Origin of the sequence: Micromonospora matsumotoense, from assembly GCF_900091525.1 — a bacterium.
GTDB lineage: Bacteria > Actinomycetota > Actinomycetes > Mycobacteriales > Micromonosporaceae > Micromonospora > Micromonospora matsumotoensis.
Map to the genome: position 1 here is coordinate 1 of NZ_FMCU01000004.1, position 16,600 is coordinate 16,600.

16 protein-coding genes are annotated in these 16,600 nt (G+C 73.4%); 13 read left to right on the top strand and 3 right to left on the bottom strand.

The annotated features are described in order from the left end of the window. Positions 1-7: 7 nt before the first annotated feature. The 7 genes from GA0070216_RS09920 to GA0070216_RS09950 all read left to right on the top strand — a co-directional run bounded on the left by GA0070216_RS09920 (position 8) and on the right by GA0070216_RS09950 (position 5,362). The gene (locus GA0070216_RS09920; RefSeq protein WP_245722442.1) at positions 8-1,345 is read left to right on the top strand and encodes a flavin monoamine oxidase family protein; all 1,338 of its coding nucleotides are present in this window, start codon (positions 8-10) and stop codon (positions 1,343-1,345) included. A gap of 189 nt (positions 1,346-1,534) precedes the next feature. Then, positions 1,535-2,308: a lysozyme gene (locus tag GA0070216_RS09925; RefSeq protein ID WP_091242769.1), complete on the top strand. Its 774-nt coding sequence runs from the start codon at positions 1,535-1,537 to the stop codon at positions 2,306-2,308. A 66-nt stretch (positions 2,309-2,374) separates the two neighbouring features. Next, positions 2,375-3,100 (top strand): peptidoglycan recognition protein family protein, encoded by a 726-nt coding sequence (locus tag GA0070216_RS09930; RefSeq protein WP_091242773.1) that lies wholly within the window; start codon positions 2,375-2,377, stop codon positions 3,098-3,100. 36 nt (positions 3,101-3,136) lie between these two features. Further along, positions 3,137-3,508 carry an ArsR/SmtB family transcription factor gene (locus GA0070216_RS09935; RefSeq protein ID WP_091242777.1) on the top strand — a complete coding sequence of 124 codons (372 nt, stop codon included), beginning with the start codon at positions 3,137-3,139 and terminating at the stop codon, positions 3,506-3,508. Further along, positions 3,505-4,146, top strand: a complete 642-nt coding sequence (locus tag GA0070216_RS09940) for an SRPBCC family protein (RefSeq protein WP_091242780.1) — start codon at positions 3,505-3,507, stop codon at positions 4,144-4,146. Before GA0070216_RS09935 ends, GA0070216_RS09940 begins: the two co-directional genes overlap by 4 nt. An 80-nt stretch (positions 4,147-4,226) precedes the next feature. Continuing rightward, positions 4,227-4,841 carry a riboflavin biosynthesis intermediates N-glycosidase gene (locus tag GA0070216_RS09945; protein ID WP_091242787.1) on the top strand — a complete coding sequence of 205 codons (615 nt, stop codon included), beginning with the start codon at positions 4,227-4,229 and terminating at the stop codon, positions 4,839-4,841. 11 nt (positions 4,842-4,852) lie between these two features. Beyond that, positions 4,853-5,362, top strand: a complete 510-nt coding sequence (locus tag GA0070216_RS09950; protein ID WP_091242791.1) for an NUDIX domain-containing protein — start codon at positions 4,853-4,855, stop codon at positions 5,360-5,362. Positions 5,363-5,470: 108 nt separating this feature from the next. On the opposite strand, the gene GA0070216_RS09955 is transcribed toward GA0070216_RS09950, so the two are convergent. After that, positions 5,471-6,631 carry an LLM class flavin-dependent oxidoreductase gene (locus GA0070216_RS09955; protein WP_091242794.1) on the bottom strand — a complete coding sequence of 387 codons (1,161 nt, stop codon included), beginning with the start codon at positions 6,629-6,631 and terminating at the stop codon, positions 5,471-5,473. Between the two features lie 129 nt (positions 6,632-6,760). Between GA0070216_RS09955 and GA0070216_RS09960 the strand changes: the two genes are divergently transcribed. The 6 genes from GA0070216_RS09960 to GA0070216_RS09985 all read left to right on the top strand — a co-directional run bounded on the left by GA0070216_RS09960 (position 6,761) and on the right by GA0070216_RS09985 (position 12,723). Continuing rightward, complete coding sequence (locus GA0070216_RS09960; protein WP_091242798.1) at positions 6,761-7,729, top strand: aliphatic sulfonate ABC transporter substrate-binding protein; 969 nt, start codon at positions 6,761-6,763, stop codon at positions 7,727-7,729. After that, entirely contained in the window at positions 7,726-8,559 is an 834-nt protein-coding gene (locus GA0070216_RS09965; protein ID WP_091242801.1) for an ABC transporter permease, read from the top strand. The genes GA0070216_RS09960 and GA0070216_RS09965 overlap by 4 nt, the downstream gene beginning before the upstream one ends. Further along, positions 8,532-9,284, top strand: coding sequence for an ABC transporter ATP-binding protein (locus GA0070216_RS09970; RefSeq protein WP_091242805.1), 753 nt, complete (start codon positions 8,532-8,534; stop codon positions 9,282-9,284). The genes GA0070216_RS09965 and GA0070216_RS09970 overlap by 28 nt, the downstream gene beginning before the upstream one ends. A gap of 15 nt (positions 9,285-9,299) precedes the next feature. Further along, positions 9,300-10,718 carry a selenium-binding family protein gene (locus GA0070216_RS09975; protein WP_091242808.1) on the top strand — a complete coding sequence of 473 codons (1,419 nt, stop codon included), beginning with the start codon at positions 9,300-9,302 and terminating at the stop codon, positions 10,716-10,718. Beyond that, positions 10,715-11,350: a hypothetical protein gene (locus GA0070216_RS09980; protein ID WP_091242812.1), complete on the top strand. Its 636-nt coding sequence runs from the start codon at positions 10,715-10,717 to the stop codon at positions 11,348-11,350. The genes GA0070216_RS09975 and GA0070216_RS09980 overlap by 4 nt, the downstream gene beginning before the upstream one ends. 98 nt (positions 11,351-11,448) lie before the next feature. Beyond that, positions 11,449-12,723, top strand: a complete 1,275-nt coding sequence (locus tag GA0070216_RS09985) for a sulfite oxidase (protein WP_218108160.1) — start codon at positions 11,449-11,451, stop codon at positions 12,721-12,723. A gap of 189 nt (positions 12,724-12,912) precedes the next feature. On the opposite strand, the gene GA0070216_RS09990 is transcribed toward GA0070216_RS09985, so the two are convergent. Next, complete coding sequence (locus GA0070216_RS09990) at positions 12,913-14,313, bottom strand: glycoside hydrolase family 10 protein (protein WP_091242818.1); 1,401 nt, start codon at positions 14,311-14,313, stop codon at positions 12,913-12,915. Positions 14,314-14,551: 238 nt separating this feature from the next. Further along, positions 14,552-16,498 carry an ABC transporter ATP-binding protein gene (locus GA0070216_RS09995; protein WP_091242823.1) on the bottom strand — a complete coding sequence of 649 codons (1,947 nt, stop codon included), beginning with the start codon at positions 16,496-16,498 and terminating at the stop codon, positions 14,552-14,554. Positions 16,499-16,600: the final 102 nt, after the last annotated feature.

Sequence of the window (16,600 nt, forward strand, 5' to 3'; positions counted from 1 at the left end):
CGGGTGGGTGGGGTATGCGCGGGCGATGCGGGTGGTGGTGGTCGGTGGGGGGTTTTCAGGGCTCGCCGCTGCGGCGGTGTTGTGGCGGGGTGGGGCACGGGTGCGGGTGCTGGAGGCCCGGGAGCGGATCGGGGGGCGGGTGCTCACCCGGCGGCTGGACGACGGCACCGCGCTGGATCTGGGCGCGCAGTGGATCGGGCCGACCCAGGAGCGGATGGCCGCCCTGGTCGCCGGGTACGGGCTGGACACCTTCCCGTCGGCCGCCCACGGCAGGACGGCGGTGCGCTGGGACGGGCAACTACGGGAAGCCCCGCCGGAGTCGGCACGGCGGCTGGTGGACCTGCTGGACCGCCTCGCCGCCGAGGTGGACCCGGCCGCGCCGTGGCGGGCGGCGCGGGCGGACGAGTGGGATCGGTTCACCCTCGGCGGCTGGTTGGCCACCGTCGCGCCCGATCCGGTGACCGCCCGGTATGTCGGTCGACTGCTCGCCGGTGGGTTGCTGGCGGCGGACCCGGACGAGGTGTCGCTGTTGCAGGTGCTGTTCTACCTGCGCAGCGGCGGCGGAAGTGCACTGCTGCTGGGAATGGCCGGGGGTGCCCAGCAGGATCGGATCGTGGGCGGTCCACCGGCTCTGGCAGAACGGATGGCGGCGGCCCTGCCCGCGGGCACCGTACGGCCCGGGGCACCGGTGCGGGCCATCCACCAGGACGATCTCAAGGTGGTGGCGTACACCGATGACGGGGCGTACCCGGCGGAGGCGGTGGTGGTGGCGATGGCCCCCGCGCTCGCGGGCCGGATCGCGTACTCCCCGGCGTTGCCCGTCCTGCGCGACGGGCTGACCCAGCGGATGCCGATGGGCTCGGCGTTGAAGCTGCACGCGGTCTACCCGACGCCGTTCTGGCGGGCCGCCGGGCGCTCCGGGGTGACCACCTCCGCGGAGGGGCCGGTGACCGAGACGGTGGACAACTCCATCCCGGGGTCGACGCGCGGGGTGCTGACCGCGTTCAGCTACGGTCGGCAGGCCCGTGAGCTGCGCCGCCTGTCGCCGGGCCGGCGACAGGCGGCGGTGCTGGCAGCGCTGGTGCAGCTGGTCGGCCCGGCCGCCGCCGAGCCCGACGATCTCATCGAGTACGACTGGTCGGCCGACGAGTGGACCCGGGGTTGCTTCTGCGGGTCGCTGACGCCGGGCTCCTGGCGGGATTACGGGCCCGCGCTGCGGCAACCGGTCGGACGGGTGCACTGGGCCGGCACCGAGACGGCGATCCGCTGGGCCGGTTACCTGGAGGGGGCGGTGCTGGCCGGCGAGCGGGCGGCAGCCGAGATCCTCGCCCGTCCCGCCACCTGAACCTTGGCCGATCCGATCCGATCCGGTCCGGCCGCGCCTCGACCGTTGCGTCGTACTCCGATCCACTACCGACAGGCATCGACAATCTTGAGTACATCTCTTGAAAACTATCTCCAGGCGTGACCTAATACCTGACAGTTCCTTTCGTCGCTCCCGCCGTACCCATGCGGCATCTCTCAGGGAGGAAAGATGAACCGTCTCCGCGCAATCGCGGGCCCGCTGCTGGCGACCGCCACCCTGGTCGCCGCCACCCTCGGCGTCGCCACCCCCGCCGCCGCCGCCCCCACCGCTGCCACCCGCGACATCGCCACCCCGGCCGCCGCCCCGGCCGGCCTGCCCGGCATGGACGTCTCCAGCTACCAGGGCAACGTCAACTGGTCCGCCGCCTGGAACAACGGCGCCCGGTTCGCCTACGTGAAGGCCACCGAGGGCACCTACTACACCAACCCGTCCTTCGCCCAGCAGTACAACGGCTCGTACACCGTCGGGATGATCCGGGGTTCGTACCACTTCGCCCGGCCGGACACCACGACGGGCGCCGCCCAGGCCAACTACTTCGTCGACCACGGCGGCGGCTGGTCGAAGGACGGCCGGACGCTGCCCGGCGCGCTCGACATCGAGTACAACCCCTACGGCGCGACCTGTTACGGGCTGAGCCAGAGCGCCATGCGCACCTGGATCGCGTCCTTCGTCAACCAGTACCAGGCCCGCACCGGGCGCTGGGCGACGATCTACACCACCACCGACTGGTGGACCACCTGCACCGGCAACTACAGCGGCTTCGCCGCCACCAACCCGCTCTGGCTCGCCCGCTACGCCGGCACGGTGGGCGCCCTGCCGGCCGGCTGGTCCACGTACTCCTTCTGGCAGTGGGCGTCGTCGGGCACCTTCCCGGGCGACCAGAACGTCTGGAACGGCACCCTCGACCGGCTCCGGGTGCTGGCCTGCAACGGCCCCTGCTGACCGTCCGCCGGCGGCGGACCCACCCGGCCCGCCGCCGGCACCTCCCGCCACCCCGAGGAGCCCGCCATGAACGTTCCCGTGTCCCGGCGCAGCGTGCTGCGCGGCGCGGTCCTGCTCGGCACCGCCGGGGCGATCGCGCCGGCCCTGCCCGACGGGCCGGCCGCCAGCGCCGCCACCACCGGCCGAGCCGCCACCACCACCAGCCAAGCCGCCGTCACCAGCCAAGCCTTCGCCGCCGGCCGGGTCGACCAGCCGGTGATCGCCAACTGCGCCACCTGGGGGGCCCGGCCGCCGTCATCGCCGGTGAGCGTGGTCGGCAGCCGACCCAACAAGATCATCGTGCATCACACGGCGTTTCCGAACTCGACCGACTACAGCCTGGCCCACGCGTACGCCAACTCGCGCGAGATCCAGAACCTGCACATGGACGGCAACGGCTGGCTCGACTCGGGTCAGCACTTCACCAACAGCCGGGGCGGCCACCTCACCGAGGGCCGGCACGGCAGCCTGTACGCGCTGCTGCACGGGCAGACCATGGTGCAGGGCGCGCACTGCGTGGGGCAGAACAGCCAGGCCATCGGCATCGAGAACGACGGGATCTACGTCGACGTGCAGCCACCCCGGGCGCTGTGGGACAGCCTGGTGGTCTTCTGCGCGTTCACCTGCCAGCAGTACGGCATCCCGGCCAGTCAGATCTACGGCCACAAGGACTTCGCCAGCACCCAGTGCCCCGGCCTGCTGCACGACCGGTTGCCCGAACTACGGACGGCCGTCGCCGGTTACCTAGACTGATTGCTTATATAAGTCATGCCTGATACAAAGGGGACCGTGCACGCCTTCGACGTCCTCGGCGACCCGGTGCGCCGACGCATCCTCGAACTGCTCGCGCAGGGTGAGCGGAGCGCCGGCGGGGTCTGCGCGGTCATCCAGGAGGAGTTCGGGATCACCCAGCCCGCCGTCTCGCAGCACCTCAAGGTGCTGCGGGACAACGGCTTCGCCACCGTGCGCCCGCAGGGTGCCCGGCGGCTCTACGCAGTCGATCCCGCCCCGCTGCGGGAGGTCGACCAGTGGCTGGACGGGTTCCGTCGGTTCTGGACACCGGCACTGGACGCCCTGGCCACCGAGCTGGCCCGGGGCCGACGCGAACGGCGGTCGCACACCACGACGGACGACCCGACCGAACACCGGAGCACATCATGATCGAGACCAGCCACCAGATCAGCGCCGTACGACGCGCCGTGGGCAGCCGCACCCTGGAGGCGGGTGAGGCGCGCGTGCTGACCATCAGCCAGACCTACCGGGCGACGCTGGAGGACCTCTGGGACGCCTGCACCACCATCGACCGCATCCCCCGCTGGTTCCTGCCGATCTCCGGTGACCTGCGGCTGCACGGCCGCTACCAGTTCGAGGGCAACGCCGGCGGCGTGGTGGAACGCTGCGACCCGCCGAAGAGCTTCGCCGCCACCTGGGAGATGGGCGACGAGGTCAGCTGGATCGAGGTGCACCTCACCCCGGAGAGCGACGAGCGGACCCGGTTCACCCTGGAACACGTCGCCCACGTCGATGACCAGCGGTGGACCGAGTACGGCCCCGGCGCGGTCGGCGTCGGCTGGGACTCCGGCCTGCTCGGCCTCGCCAGCCACCTGGACGCCGACGGTGGGGGGATCACCCCCGACCAGGCCGCCACCTGGATCGGCTCCGAGGACGGGCGGTTGTTCATGACGCTCAGCGGCGAAGCCTGGGCCGAGGCCGACATCGCCGGGGGTGCCGAGCCGCAGGCCGCGCGGGCCGCCGCCGCCCGGACCATCGCCGCGTACACCGGCGCGCCGCCGGCCTGACGGTACGGGTTTGCGCCGGGTCGCCCGGCCCGGCGCAAACCCACGTGCGTGCTGTCGGAGCCGGCGGTCAGACTGGGCGGATGTCGATGCGCCGCGCCGAAGACGTCCTCGCCCTGCACCACGCCGGGCAGCGGGTGAGATACCTCTGCTTCTGGGGGCACCGGCCCCGGCGGGACGGCACCGTCGGCCAGAGCTGCCTGAGCCAGTGGTGGCCGGCGGCGTTCACCGTCGAGGGGCGGCGCTTCGCCACCGCCGAGCACTGGATGATGTGGCGCAAGGCGCTGCTCTTCGACGACACCGGGGCCGGGGAGCGGGTGCTCGCCGCCGCCCATCCGCACCAGGCCAAGGCGATCGGCCGGGAGGTCCGCCGCTTCGACCCGGCGGTGTGGGAGGCCGAGCGGTACCCCATCGTGCTGGCCGGCAGCCTGGCCAAGTTCGGCCAGCACGCCGACCTGCGGGCATACCTGCTCGGCACCGGGGACCGGGTGCTGGTGGAGGCCAGCCCGGTCGACCGGGTGTGGGGGGTGGGGTTGGCCGCCGACGACCCGCGCGCCGGGGACCCGGCCCGCTGGCGAGGGCTCAACCTGCTCGGCTTCGCCCTGATGGAGGCCCGCGACCTGCTGCGTGACGACCGGTCGACGGCGGCGGATCCGGATGGTCGACCTGCCGCCGGCGGGCAGCGGCCGGGGCGGTAACGTGCGGCGGCATGACCGTCCTCCCGTACGCCCACTGCCACTACTGCGGCGCGGCCTATCCGGCGGACGCCGGCTGGCCCCGGCTCTGCGCGACCTGCGGGGAGACGGTCTGGCGCAACCCCACGCCGGTCGCGGTCGCGCTGCTGCCGGTCCGCACCGACGCCGGCCTCGGCGTGGTGGTGGTCCGCCGGGACATCGAGCCGGCCCGCGGCCTGCTCGCCCTGCCCGGCGGTTTCGTCGAGTACGGCGAGGACTGGTCCGAGGCGCTGGTCCGGGAGCTGCGCGAGGAGACCGGCCTGGTCGGCGAGGCGGAGCGGGCGCGGTTGTTCGCGGTGCACGGTTCCCCGCACGGCGGCACCATGATGATCTTCGGAGTGCTGCCGGAGCGGGCGACCTCGGGGCTGCCCCCGTCGACGTCCACCGAGGAGGCCACCGAGTGGCTGGTCCTCACCGAGCCGGTCGAGCTGGCCTTCTCCACCCACACCCGGGTGCTGGCCGACTTCTTCGCGGGCCACCGCTGACCCACTGAACCACCCCACCCGCCGAACCAGCCGACGCGGGCCCACCGCCCCGCCGGCCGGCGCTGGCCTAACACCCGGCCGGCGGGGCGGGTGGGGTGCAGTCGGTGGTCAGACCCGGGCCGGTCGGGGGGCGAACGGGATGCTCGCCGACGCTTCGGTCACCGGGTCGCCCGCCGGATGCCGCCACAACCCCCGGGCACGCAGGATCGGCAGCACCCCCTCACCGAACCAGTACGCCTCCTCCAGGTGCGGGTGGCCGGAGAGGATGAACTCGTCGATGCCGAGCGCGTGGTACTCGGCGATCCGGTCGGCGACCTCGGTGTGGCTGCCCACCAGGGCGGTGCCCGCCCCGCCCCGGACCAGCCCGAAGCCGGCCCAGAGGTTGGGGGCGACCTCCAGCGCGTCACGGCGGCCGCCGTGCAGGGCCAGCATCCGGCGTTGCCCCTCGGACTCGCTGCGCCGCAGCCCCTCCTGGGCGGCCCGGACGTCGGCGGCACCGATGCCGTCGAGCAGCCGGTCGGCCTGCGCCCAGGCCTGTTCGGCGGTGTCCCGGGCGATGACGTGCAGCCGGATGCCGAAGCGCAGTTCCCGACCGGCCCCGGCCGCGACGGCGCGGATCCGGTCGAGTTTCTCGGCCACCTGGGCGGGCGGTTCGCCCCAGGTCAGGTAGACGTCGCTGTGCCGGGCGGCGACCGGGCCGGCGGCGGCGGACGAGCCACCGAAGTAGACCGGGGGCACCGGGTCGGGCACCTGGGCCAGCCGGGCGCCCTCGACCCGCAGGTGCGCCCCGGTGTGGTCGACGGTCTCCCCCCGCCAGAGCGCCCGGACGATGTGGAGGAACTCGTCGGTACGGGCGTACCGGGCGTCCTTGTCGAGGAAGTCGCCGTAGGAGCGTTGTTCGGCGGCCTCCCCGCCGGTGACCACGTTGAGCAGCAGCCGGCCACCGGAGAGCCGCTGGAAGGTGGCGGCCATCTGGGCGGCGAGGGTGGGTGAGAGCAGGCCGGGACGGAACGCCACCAGGAACTTCAGCCGTTCGGTGACCTCGGACAGCATGGCGGTGGCCAGCCAGGCGTCCTCGCACCACGCCCCGGTCGGGGTGAGCGCGCCGACGAAGCCGAGCTGCTCGGCGGTGCGGGCGATCTGCCCGAGATAGGCGACGGTGGCGGGGCGGGCCCCGCCTGCGGTGCCGACCGCGACGCCGTGACCACCACCGACGATGTCGCGGCTGTCGCCGTAGGTGGGCAGGAACCAGTGGAAGGTCAGCGGCATCGAAGGTCCTCCTGAGGGATGGGACGGGAACCACGACAGGCTACCCATAAAACCTATCGGCTTGGTAGGTTACTGCCCGCCGCCGACCTCCGGCGTCGCGAGCACATCATCCACTCCCGAGGAGCCGACATGCCCACCCCGCCGAGGGGCGTACGCCGCCTGGCCACCGCCCTGTTCACCGCCCTGTCGCTGGTCGCCGTCGGCGGGGTCGCCGGCTGCGCCGACGACGCCGACGCGGGCGGCGGCACCGGCCCGCTGCGCATCGGTTACCAGCGCTTCGGCGGGCTGAGCCTGGTCAAGGCCCGCAACGCCGCGCCGGACGCGCAGTGGTCGCTGTTCGAGAGCGGTCCCGCGCTGACCGAGGCGCTCAAGGCCGGCGCGATCGACATCGGGCAGGTCGGCGAGGCGCCCCCGATCTTCGCCGCCGCCGCGAAGATCCCCTTCTCGGTGGTCGGCACCTCGGCCCCGATCCCCCAGGGTGAGGCGGTGCTGGTCAAGGAGAGCAGCGGCCTGAAGACCTTCGCCGACCTGCGCGGCCGGACGGTGGCGCTGAACAAGGGCAGCAACGTGCACTGGCTGCTGGTCCGGCTGCTGGCCGCGAACAACATGACGCTGAAGGACATCAACGTCAAGTACCTCAAGCCGGCCGAGGGACGGCCCGCGTTCGACAACGGTCAGGTCGACGCCTGGATCATCTGGGACCCGTACTTCGCCCTCGCCGAGCAGCCCGGGGTGAAGGTCCTCGCCGACGCCACCGGCCTGGCCAGCAACCGGGAGTACGTGCTGGCCTCCCCCGAGGTGGTGCGGGACCGCACCGACGACGTCCGCGCGTTCCTCACCACCTACCGCACGGTCACCGACTGGGGGATCGCCAACCCGCAGGAGCGCGCCACGGTGCTCGCCCCCGAGCTGAAGATCCCGCTGGACGTCACCACCCGGGCCCTGGCCCGCAGCGCCCGTCCGCTGGCCCCGGTCACCCCCGCCGTCGGCGCCGAACTCCAGGCCATCGCGGACGGCTTCACCACCCTCGACCTGGTCCCCGGCCCGGTCGACATCTCCGGTCGGGTGGACGACCGGTTCAGCGCGGTGTTCCAGTGAGCAGCACCGTGCTGGCCACCGCGCCGCCGACCGCCGTCGCGGCCACACCGGACGCCGGCCGGCGACGACGTGCCGGCCGGCGCTGGCGGCGGCTGGTCAGCCCGGTCGTGCTCGTCGCCGGCTGGGAGGCCGCCGCCCGCGCCGGACTGCTCCCGCCGGAGAAGCTGCCCGCGCCGAGCCAGGTGCTCAGCACCGGCGTACGGCTGGCCGGCGATGGAACCCTCGGCGTCCACCTGCTCGACTCGCTCACCCGGGCGGGCGTCGGGTTGCTCGTCGGCGGGGTACTGGCCCTGCTGCTCGGCGTCGCCGCCGGCCTGCTCCGGCTCGGCGACGACCTGGTGGACCCGCCGGTGCAGATGGCCCGGATGCTGCCCCACCTGGGGCTCGTTCCGCTGCTGATCATCTGGGTGGGGATCGGTGAGTCGCTGAAGGTCACCCTGGTCGCGCTCGGGGTGTTCTTCCCGATCTACTTCAACACCTACGCCGGCATCCGGGACATCGACGAGCGGCTCGTCGAGGCGGCCCGTACCTGCGGACTCGGTCCCGCCGCCCGGCTGCGGCACGTGGTGCTGCCCGGGGCCCTGCCGTCGCTGTTCCTCGGGCTGCGGCTGGCGATCGGGGCGGCCTGGCTCAGCCTCGTCGTCGGCGAGCAGGTCAACGCCCAGACCGGCATCGGCTTCCTGATGATGGAGGCCCGGGAGTTCAGCCAGACCGACGTGGTGGTGCTCGGCCTGGTCATCTACGCGCTGCTCGGGCTGCTGTCCGACGTCGCCCTGCGGGTGTGGGAGAGGAGGACGCTGACATGGCGACGCGGACTACGGGCAACCTGACCGGCCCGACGGGCGGGACCGGCGACGCGGCGGCGGTGCTCACCGCCCACGGGGTGCGGCGGGCCTTCGACGGCCGACCGGTGCTCGCCGGGGTCGACCTGTCCATCGCCGCCGGTGAGGTGGTGGCGCTGCTCGGCGGGAGCGGCTCCGGCAAGAGCACGCTGCTGCGGGTCCTCGCCGGCCTGGACGCCGAGGCCACCGGTCGGACCGGGCTGCGCGGCACCGCCGCCGTGGTCTTCCAGGAGCACCGGCTGCTGCCCTGGAAGCGGGTGGGCGACAACGTCGCGCTCGGGTTGACCGGGCCCGACGTACGCGCCCGGGTGGACCGGGCCCTGGCCGAGGTGGGGCTGGCCGATCGACGCCGGGCCTGGCCGGCCGAGCTCTCCGGTGGTCAGGCGCAACGCGTCGCGGTGGCCCGTGCCCTGGTCCGGGGGCCGGACCTGCTGCTGCTCGACGAGCCGTTCGGGGCGCTCGACGCGCTGACCCGGCTGCGGATGCAGTCCCTGCTGCGTCGGCTGCGCGCCGAGCACGGCTTCGCCGCCCTGCTGGTCACCCACGACGTGGAGGAGGCGCTGCTGCTCGCCGACCGGATCCTGCTGCTCGACGGGGGCGTCATAGCCGAGGAGATCCCCGTCGACCTGGACCCCGCCCGCTCCCCCGACCAGCCCGCCTTCGGCGCGTTGCGTCGCCGCCTGCTCGACCGCCTCGGCGTACCCGCCGCCTGACCACCGGAGGTTCCGATGACCCGCTGGACACCCGACCCGAGCTTCTATCCCTCCCCCCGCGAGGCGGCCACCGCGCCCGCCGAGAAGCTGGCCTACGTCGCCGCGTTCGACCGTACGGCGCAGCGGCCGGACGCGATCGTCGTGCTCGACACCGATCCGGAATCCGCCGACTACGGCCGGGTGGTCGGCTGGACCGACCTGCCGCACACCGGCGACGAGCTGCACCACTTCGGGTGGAACGCGTGCAGCAGCGCGCTCTGCCCGACCGCCCCGCACCCGCACGTCGAGCGGCGCTACCTGATCGTGCCGGGGCTGCGGTCGTCCCGCATCCACGTGTTCGACACCCGACCGGACCCGCGCGCCCCGCAACTGGTGAAGGTGATCGGCGCACAGGAGCTGGCCGAGAAGTCGGGCTACTCCCGCCCGCACACCGTGCACTGCGGCCCGGACGGCATCTACCTGTCGGCGCTCGGCGGCGTCGACGGTGCCGAGGGTCCCGGCGGCATCGCCGTGCTCGACCACACCACGTTCGCCGTCCGGGGGGCCTGGGAGGCCGACCGGGGCCCGCAGTTCCTGGCGTACGACGTGTGGTGGCACCTCACCCAGGACGTGCTGGTCACCAGCGAGTGGGGCACCCCGTCGATGATCGAGGACGGCATCGTCGGTGAGCTGCTGCTGGGGCGGAAATACGGGCACGCGATCCACTTCTGGGACCTCGCGAAGCGCCGGCACGTGCAGCGGGTCGACCTCGGCGACCAGTACCAGATGCCGCTCGAACTGCGCCCCGCGCACGACCCGACCCGGTCGTACGGCTTCGTGGGGGTGGTGATCAGCGTCGAGGACCTGTCGGCGTCGGTCTGGTTGTGGCACCGCGACGGCGCGGGCGCGGACGCCCCGTGGGCGGTGACCCGGGTGATCGACATCCCGGCGGAACCCGCCGATCCGGCCGACCTGCCGGACCTGCTCAAGCCGTTCGGCGCGGTGCCACCGCTGGTCACCGACATCGACCTGTCGGTGGACGACCGGTTCCTCTACGTCTCCTGCTGGGGCACCGGGGAGCTGCGCCAGTACGACGTCAGCGACCCGTTCCACCCGGTGCTGGTCGGCTCGGTGCGGCTCGGGGGCATCGTGGCCCGCACCGCCCATCCGGCCGCGCCGGACGAGCCGCTCGCCGGCGGCCCGCAGATGGTGGAGATCAGTCGGGACGGTCGGCGGGTCTATGTCAGCAACTCGCTCTACGGCTCCTGGGACGACCAGTTCTATCCCGACGGGGTGGGCGCCTGGCTGGCCAAGCTGGACGTCGACCCGGAGCGCGGCGGCCTCACCCCGGACGAGCGGTTCTTCCCGCACGGCGAGGAGTTCCGGGGGCTGCGGGTGCACCAGACCCGGTTGCAGGGTGGCGACGCCAGCTCCGACTCGTACTGCTTCCCGTGACCGGGCGGACCCTGCTGGCGTTGGCGGCGCTCGGCGCGTTCCACGGGTTGAACCCGGCGATGGGGTGGCTCTTCGCGGTCGCCCGGGGGTTGCAACAGCGCCGCCGGACGGCGCTGCTGGCCGCGCTGCCCCCGATCGCGGCGGGTCACCTGGCCTCGGTGGCGGTGGTCGCCGCGCTGGTCACCGCCACCCGCTCGGTCACCGCCAGCACCGCGCTGACGGTGACCGGCGGGGCGGTGCTGGTCGGCTTCGGGCTGTGGCGGCTGCTGTCGCAGCGGCACTTCCGCTGGGCCGGGATGCGGATGTCGGCGGCGCAGGTGGCCGGCTGGTCGTTCCTGATGTCGTCGGCGCACGGCGCCGGGTTGATGCTGCTGCCGGTGCTGCTGGCCGATCCGCCGCCGGCCGGCGGGCACGCCGGACACCTGGCGGCGGCGTCGGCCGGCGCGCTGCCCGGCCTGGTCGCGGCCGGCGTGCACACCCTGGCCATGCTGGGCGTCGCGCTGACCGTCGCGCTGGTGGTGTACGAGGTGCTGGGGGTCGGGGTGCTGCGTCGGGTCTGGTTCAACGTGGACCGGCTCTGGGCCGGGGTGCTGGTCGCGGCCGGGGTGGTGACGTTGGCCGCCGCGATCTGACCGGATGGCCCCGACCGTGGTCGCCCAGTGGTCCTGCCCGGCGGGTAACTCCTACTGATTCAATAGGAGTTACCGTCGCCGAGCCGAAGGAGCCCCCGGTGTCCACCGTTGTGTCGTACGACGAGGCAGACCATGACGCCCACCGGGCCCGGCAGTGGCTGTCCGGCCAGGCCCGGGACCCCGGGGTGTCCCGCGCCGAACTGATCGCACTGGGCACGGCGATGAGCGCCCTCGCCGCCGACGACGGACGGGAGCCGGTCGCGCTCGCCGCCGAGCCGGTCGGGGTGGACCCGGGCATCGTCAAGCCGCTCGACCCCGCGCTGCTCACGCCCCGCGACGGCAACGCCGAGATGCGGTGGGAGGCGATGGCCGGCCAGGGGTACGTGGTGCCGAACGACCGCTTCTTCGTCCGCAACCACACCCACACCCCCCGGCTGGACGCCGACACCTGGCGACTGCGGCTGTACGGCGACGGCCTGCGCGACGCCCCGACCCGGGACGCCCCGGTCGAGTTCGGCTACGCCGACCTGCGGGCGCTGCCCGCCGTCGAGCTCCCCGCCCTGGTCGAGTGCGCCGGCAACGGGCGGCACTTCTTCGCCAGCCAGCAGGACACCCCGGCCGCCGGGGTGCCGTGGCGGCTCGGTGGCGTCGGGGTGGCCCGCTGGCGGGGCGTGCCGTTGGCCACCGTGCTGCGGCACGCCGGGCTGACCGCCGACGCGGTGGACGTGATGCCGGAGGGCCTGGACCCGCCGTACGTCACCGGGGGTGTCGACCTCGGCCGGGTACGCCGTCCGCTGCCGATCGGCAAGGCCCTCGACGACGTGCTGCTGGCGTACGAGATGAACGGTGCGCCGCTGCCTGCCGACCACGGCTTCCCGGTACGGGTGGTGGTGCCCGGCTGGATCGGCATCTCCTCGGTCAAGTGGGTCGGTGCGATCGAGGTCTCCACCGCGCCACTCTTCTCCCCGTGGAACACCAGCCTCTACCGGATGTTCGGTCCCGGCCGGCCGACCGATGGTGGGCCGGCGGACACGCAGTCGGTCAAGAGCGCGTTCGAGCTGCCCTGGGACGCCCGACTGACGGCCGGCGTCGAAACCACGCTGACCGGCCGGTCCTGGTCCGGGGCGGGCCCGATCGACCGGGTCGAGGTGGACACGGGCGACGGGTGGCAGCCCGCCACCCTGGTCGGGGCGGATCGGGATGGGCCCTGGCAGCGGTGGTCGACGCGGTGGTGTCCGCCGACCGCCGGCCGGTGGACGCTGCGGGCGCGCGCGGTGGACGTGACCGGTCGGGGTCAGCCCGACCGGGCCCCCTGCAACGACCTCGGATACCTCTTCGACGGGGTGGTCCGGCACCCGGTCACGGCGGTCTGACCCGCCCGTCGCCGGTCCGGCCCTCCCCGCGGCGGGGCCACCGGCCGCAGGGCTGCCCGGCGGGTGCCGGGCGGCGGGTCACCCTCGCCGCGTGGATCGGTCGGCCGCCCGGGTGCGACGGGCGGCCGGCCGCCCCGGCGCGACGATCGCCGCCGCCGCGCCGGGGTGGGGTCCGGGATCGGACCGGGGTCAGGCGCGGGCGCAGGTGGCCGTGCCGGTGGGACCCTTGCCGGTGCCCTGGAAACCGAACTCGGTGCTGGCCCCCGCACCGACGGCACCGTTGTAGCTGACGTTGCGGAAGCTGACGGCACCGGAGGTGCTGGTGTTCTGCGTGCTCCAGGCGTCGGTGACGGTGGCCCCCGACGGCAGGCTCAGGCTGACCACCCAACCGTTGAGCCCCGCCGAGCCGGCGATGACCTTCACGGTGGCCACGAAGCCGCCGGGCCAGGAGTTGAGCGACACCGACGCGGTGCAGTCACCGTCAGCGGGCGGCGGGGTCGTGGTGGGCGGGGTCGTCGGCGGCGGGGTCGACGGAACGGTGGTACCGCCCGCGTTGAGCGCGTTCAGCGTGGAGGTGTACGCGGCCTTCTTGTTGCCGTTGCCGTCGAAGAGCAGCGGGGTGGCGCTGGCCCGCCACGAGTCGGTGTCCCGGATGCCGGAGACGGTGATGCCGGTGCAGCGGGAGATCGCCAGGCAAGCCCTGACCACGCGGGAGTAGCTGTCGGTTTGGGAACTGCCAGAGCCCTCGATGTCCAGCTCGGTGATCTGCACCTCGACGCCGAGGTCGACGAAACGCTGGAGGTTGGCCTGGTGGTCCGACGGCACCGGCGACTGACCGGTGAAGTGCGACTGGAAGCCGACGCAGTCGATCGGCACGCCCCGGGCCTTGAAGTCCTGGACCATGGCGTACACGCCGTTGCTTTTCGCGTTCTGCCCGTCGGTGTAGTAGTCGTTGTAGCAGAGCTTCGCGCCCGGATCGGCGGCCCGGGCGGCCCGGAACGCCGCCTCGATCCAGTCGTCACCGGTGCGCTGCAGGTTGGAGTCACGCCGCCCACCGCTGCCACCGTCGGCGAACGCCTCGTTCACCACGTCCCACGCGTAGATCTTGCCCCGGTAGTGGGTGGCGACCTGGGTGACGTGGTTGATCATCGCGCTGCGCAGGGCGCTGCCGGACAGGACCGACGTCCAGCGCGGTTGCTGCTGGTGCCAGGCCAGCGCGTGACCGCGGACCCGCATCCCGTTGGCCTGGGCGTGGCTGACCAGCCGGTCGCCGCCGGTGTAGGTGAACTGGTTCGGGTTGGGCTCGGTGGCGTCCCACTTCATCTCGTTCTCGGCGGTCACCATGGTGAACTCACGGTTCAGGATGCCGACGTAGACGGAGTCGGAGAGCTTGTTCACCGCCACCGCGGCGCCGAAGTAGCGGCCCGTCTCGGCGGCGGTGGCACCGAGGGCGGTGCCGGCGCTGGCACTGGAGGCGAGGGCGAGGGTGGTGCCGACGGCGACCACGCCGATGGCGATCGAGGCCAGTGCGGCACGCAGCCGCGGTGGTGTCGTCCGACGCCCGCTGCTGCGGGCGGACACATGGTTCATGGCAGAGGCCTTTCAAGACGGTGAGGGGTGCACCGTCCCGACCTTTCGCCCGAGTGCGGTGGCCGGCCTGGGGGGGCGGGGTGGTCGCCCGGAGGCCACGCCCGCCTGTGCCGTCGCTCAGCCGCCATCGCCGAGGTCGAGGGGTTACCCGGTTGACGCTATCGAAACACCTCCGAAAGTTCAACGAACGTCGATGCCGGAGCCGCCACCACTCGGCCCGGTGCCGCCGGAGCCGCCGCTACTCGGAGGCGGCGAGGTAGCCGCTCGCCTGGAGTTCGAACAGCTCCCGGTAGGGTCCGTCGGCGGCCATCAACGCGTCGTGGTTGCCCTGCTGCACCAGCCGACCGTGGTCCATCACGAAGATCTGGTCGGCGTGTCGGACGTTGGCCAACCGGTGGGTGATCAGCACGACCGTCCGGTCGGGCCGTCGACGCAGGTGCTGGAAGAGCGCGTGCTCGGCGCGGGCGTCGAGGGCCGCCGACGGCTCGTCGCAGATCAGCAACCGGGCGTCGCGGTAGAGGCCCCGGGCGGCCACCAGCCGCTGCCACTGCCCACCGGAGAGGTCGTGGCCGTTCTTGAACTCCCGGGCCAGCAGGGTGTCGTAGCCGAACGGCAGACCGGCGATCATGTCGTGCGCGGCGGCCGACCGGGCGGCGTCCTCGACGGTCGGACCGGCCGCGTCCGGGGACCGGTCGTACCGGCCGATGCGGATGTTCTGCGCGGCGGTGAAGGGGAACTTCCACCACTCCTGGGTCATCACCGCCACCTGGGCGGCGGTCGCCGCCGGGTCCAGCTCCGCGACGTCCACCCCGTCCCACCGGATCACCCCGCCGGTGGGCCGGTAGAGACCGGCGATCAGCTTGGCCAGGGTGGTCTTGCCGGAGCCGTTCTCGCCGACCAGGGCGATCACCTCACCCCGCCGGACGGTCAGGCTGACCTCGTCCACCGCCGGGGCGTCGGTGTCCGGATAGCGGAGGCTGACCCGGTCCAGCTCGATGCACTCGAAGCCGGCGGCGGGCCGCCCCTGCCCGGCGGCGGTGCGGCTGTCGGCCCGGTCGAGGAAGTCCCGGTAGTCCTGGTAGTAGAGGGCGTCCTCGTAGAGGTTGTTGGTGGCATAGACGGCGAGCGCGAGGCTGCTGCGCGCCGACTGGAGCGCGAGCAGGGCGGTCGCCGCCGCGGCCAACGCGACCACGCCGGTGAGCAGCAGGCCGCCGAGCACGGCGTAGATCGCGAAGGCGGCGATCCCGCCGACGGACATCCCGACGGCCCGGGTCCGGCTCTGCGCCCGGGCCAGCCGCAGCAGCGCGGCGGTCTCGACGGTCATCATCCGCCGGAACTCGGTGAGCAGGAAGTCCCGCATCTGGTAGGCCCGGACCTCGGCGGCGGTGTGCCGATTGGCCATCAGGTGGGCCAGCATCCACATCCGGCGACGACGGTTGATCCGGGCCAGCATGTCGAGGTACTGCCGGCGGGCCATCCTGACCGCGGTGACCGCCTCGGGCACTGCGGCGAGCAGCAGGCACGGCAGCAGCACCGGTTGGATCACGGTCACCGCGGCGGCGGTGGCCAGCACCCCCACCACCCCCGTGATCAGGTTGACGGTGTGGTCCACGATGGATGCCGCCTCGGCCATCCCCCGGTCGCGGACCCGGTCCATCTCCTCGGCGAAGCCGGCGTCGTCGAAGGCGGCCAGCTCGACCGCCGTGGTGGTCTCGAACAGCCGCAGCTCCACCGCGTAGTTGATCTGCGGAATCAGCCGGGCCTGCGCCCAGCCGGCGGTGACGGTCAGCGTGCCCTTCGCGGTCACCGCCGCCGCGGCCAGCACCAGCGCGGGCAGCGCGGCACGGACCCGGTCCGGCGTCGGGCCGGCGGCGAACAGCTCGCGCAGCACGCCGGTGGTGGCGAGCAGGCCGAGCGTGGTCATCACCCCGGCAGCGAGGTTGAGGCCGATCGCGACCAGGGTGTCGCGCCGGTTGGTCGCCCAGGCCAACGCGATGGCCTCGCGCACCAGCCGGGGCAGCCGACGGGCCACCGCACGGAAGCTGGTGTGCGCGAACTCGGTGGCGTGGTGCATCCAGCCGCCGTCCGCCAGCTCCGGCAGGTCCAGCCCGTCGTCCGCCGGTCCGGCGGCCTCGTCGGGTCCGTCCGTGGGGGTCGAACGGCGGGGGCCGATCACCGTCGCCATGGGTCCTCCCGGGCCGAAGGGGCGGGGCACGGCGAGCCTACTGTCGGCGACGAGGCGATGTCGTCCCGTGGTCGGCGTGTCGTACACCTGTCGCATTGGCGT

Coding starts and splice junctions, on each gene's coding strand:
- GA0070216_RS09925 (WP_091242769.1), top strand. CDS start 1,535: ATGAACCGTCTCCGCGCAATCGCGGGCCCGCTGCTGGCGACCGCCACC.
- GA0070216_RS09930 (WP_091242773.1), top strand. CDS start 2,375: ATGAACGTTCCCGTGTCCCGGCGCAGCGTGCTGCGCGGCGCGGTCCTG.
- GA0070216_RS09940 (WP_091242780.1), top strand. CDS start 3,505: ATGATCGAGACCAGCCACCAGATCAGCGCCGTACGACGCGCCGTGGGC.
- GA0070216_RS09945 (WP_091242787.1), top strand. CDS start 4,227: ATGTCGATGCGCCGCGCCGAAGACGTCCTCGCCCTGCACCACGCCGGG.
- GA0070216_RS09950 (WP_091242791.1), top strand. CDS start 4,853: ATGACCGTCCTCCCGTACGCCCACTGCCACTACTGCGGCGCGGCCTAT.
- GA0070216_RS09955 (WP_091242794.1), bottom strand. CDS start 6,631: ATGCCGCTGACCTTCCACTGGTTCCTGCCCACCTACGGCGACAGCCGC.
- GA0070216_RS09960 (WP_091242798.1), top strand. CDS start 6,761: ATGCCCACCCCGCCGAGGGGCGTACGCCGCCTGGCCACCGCCCTGTTC.
- GA0070216_RS09970 (WP_091242805.1), top strand. CDS start 8,532: ATGGCGACGCGGACTACGGGCAACCTGACCGGCCCGACGGGCGGGACC.
- GA0070216_RS09975 (WP_091242808.1), top strand. CDS start 9,300: ATGACCCGCTGGACACCCGACCCGAGCTTCTATCCCTCCCCCCGCGAG.
- GA0070216_RS09990 (WP_091242818.1), bottom strand. CDS start 14,313: ATGAACCATGTGTCCGCCCGCAGCAGCGGGCGTCGGACGACACCACCG.
- GA0070216_RS09995 (WP_091242823.1), bottom strand. CDS start 16,498: ATGGCGACGGTGATCGGCCCCCGCCGTTCGACCCCCACGGACGGACCC.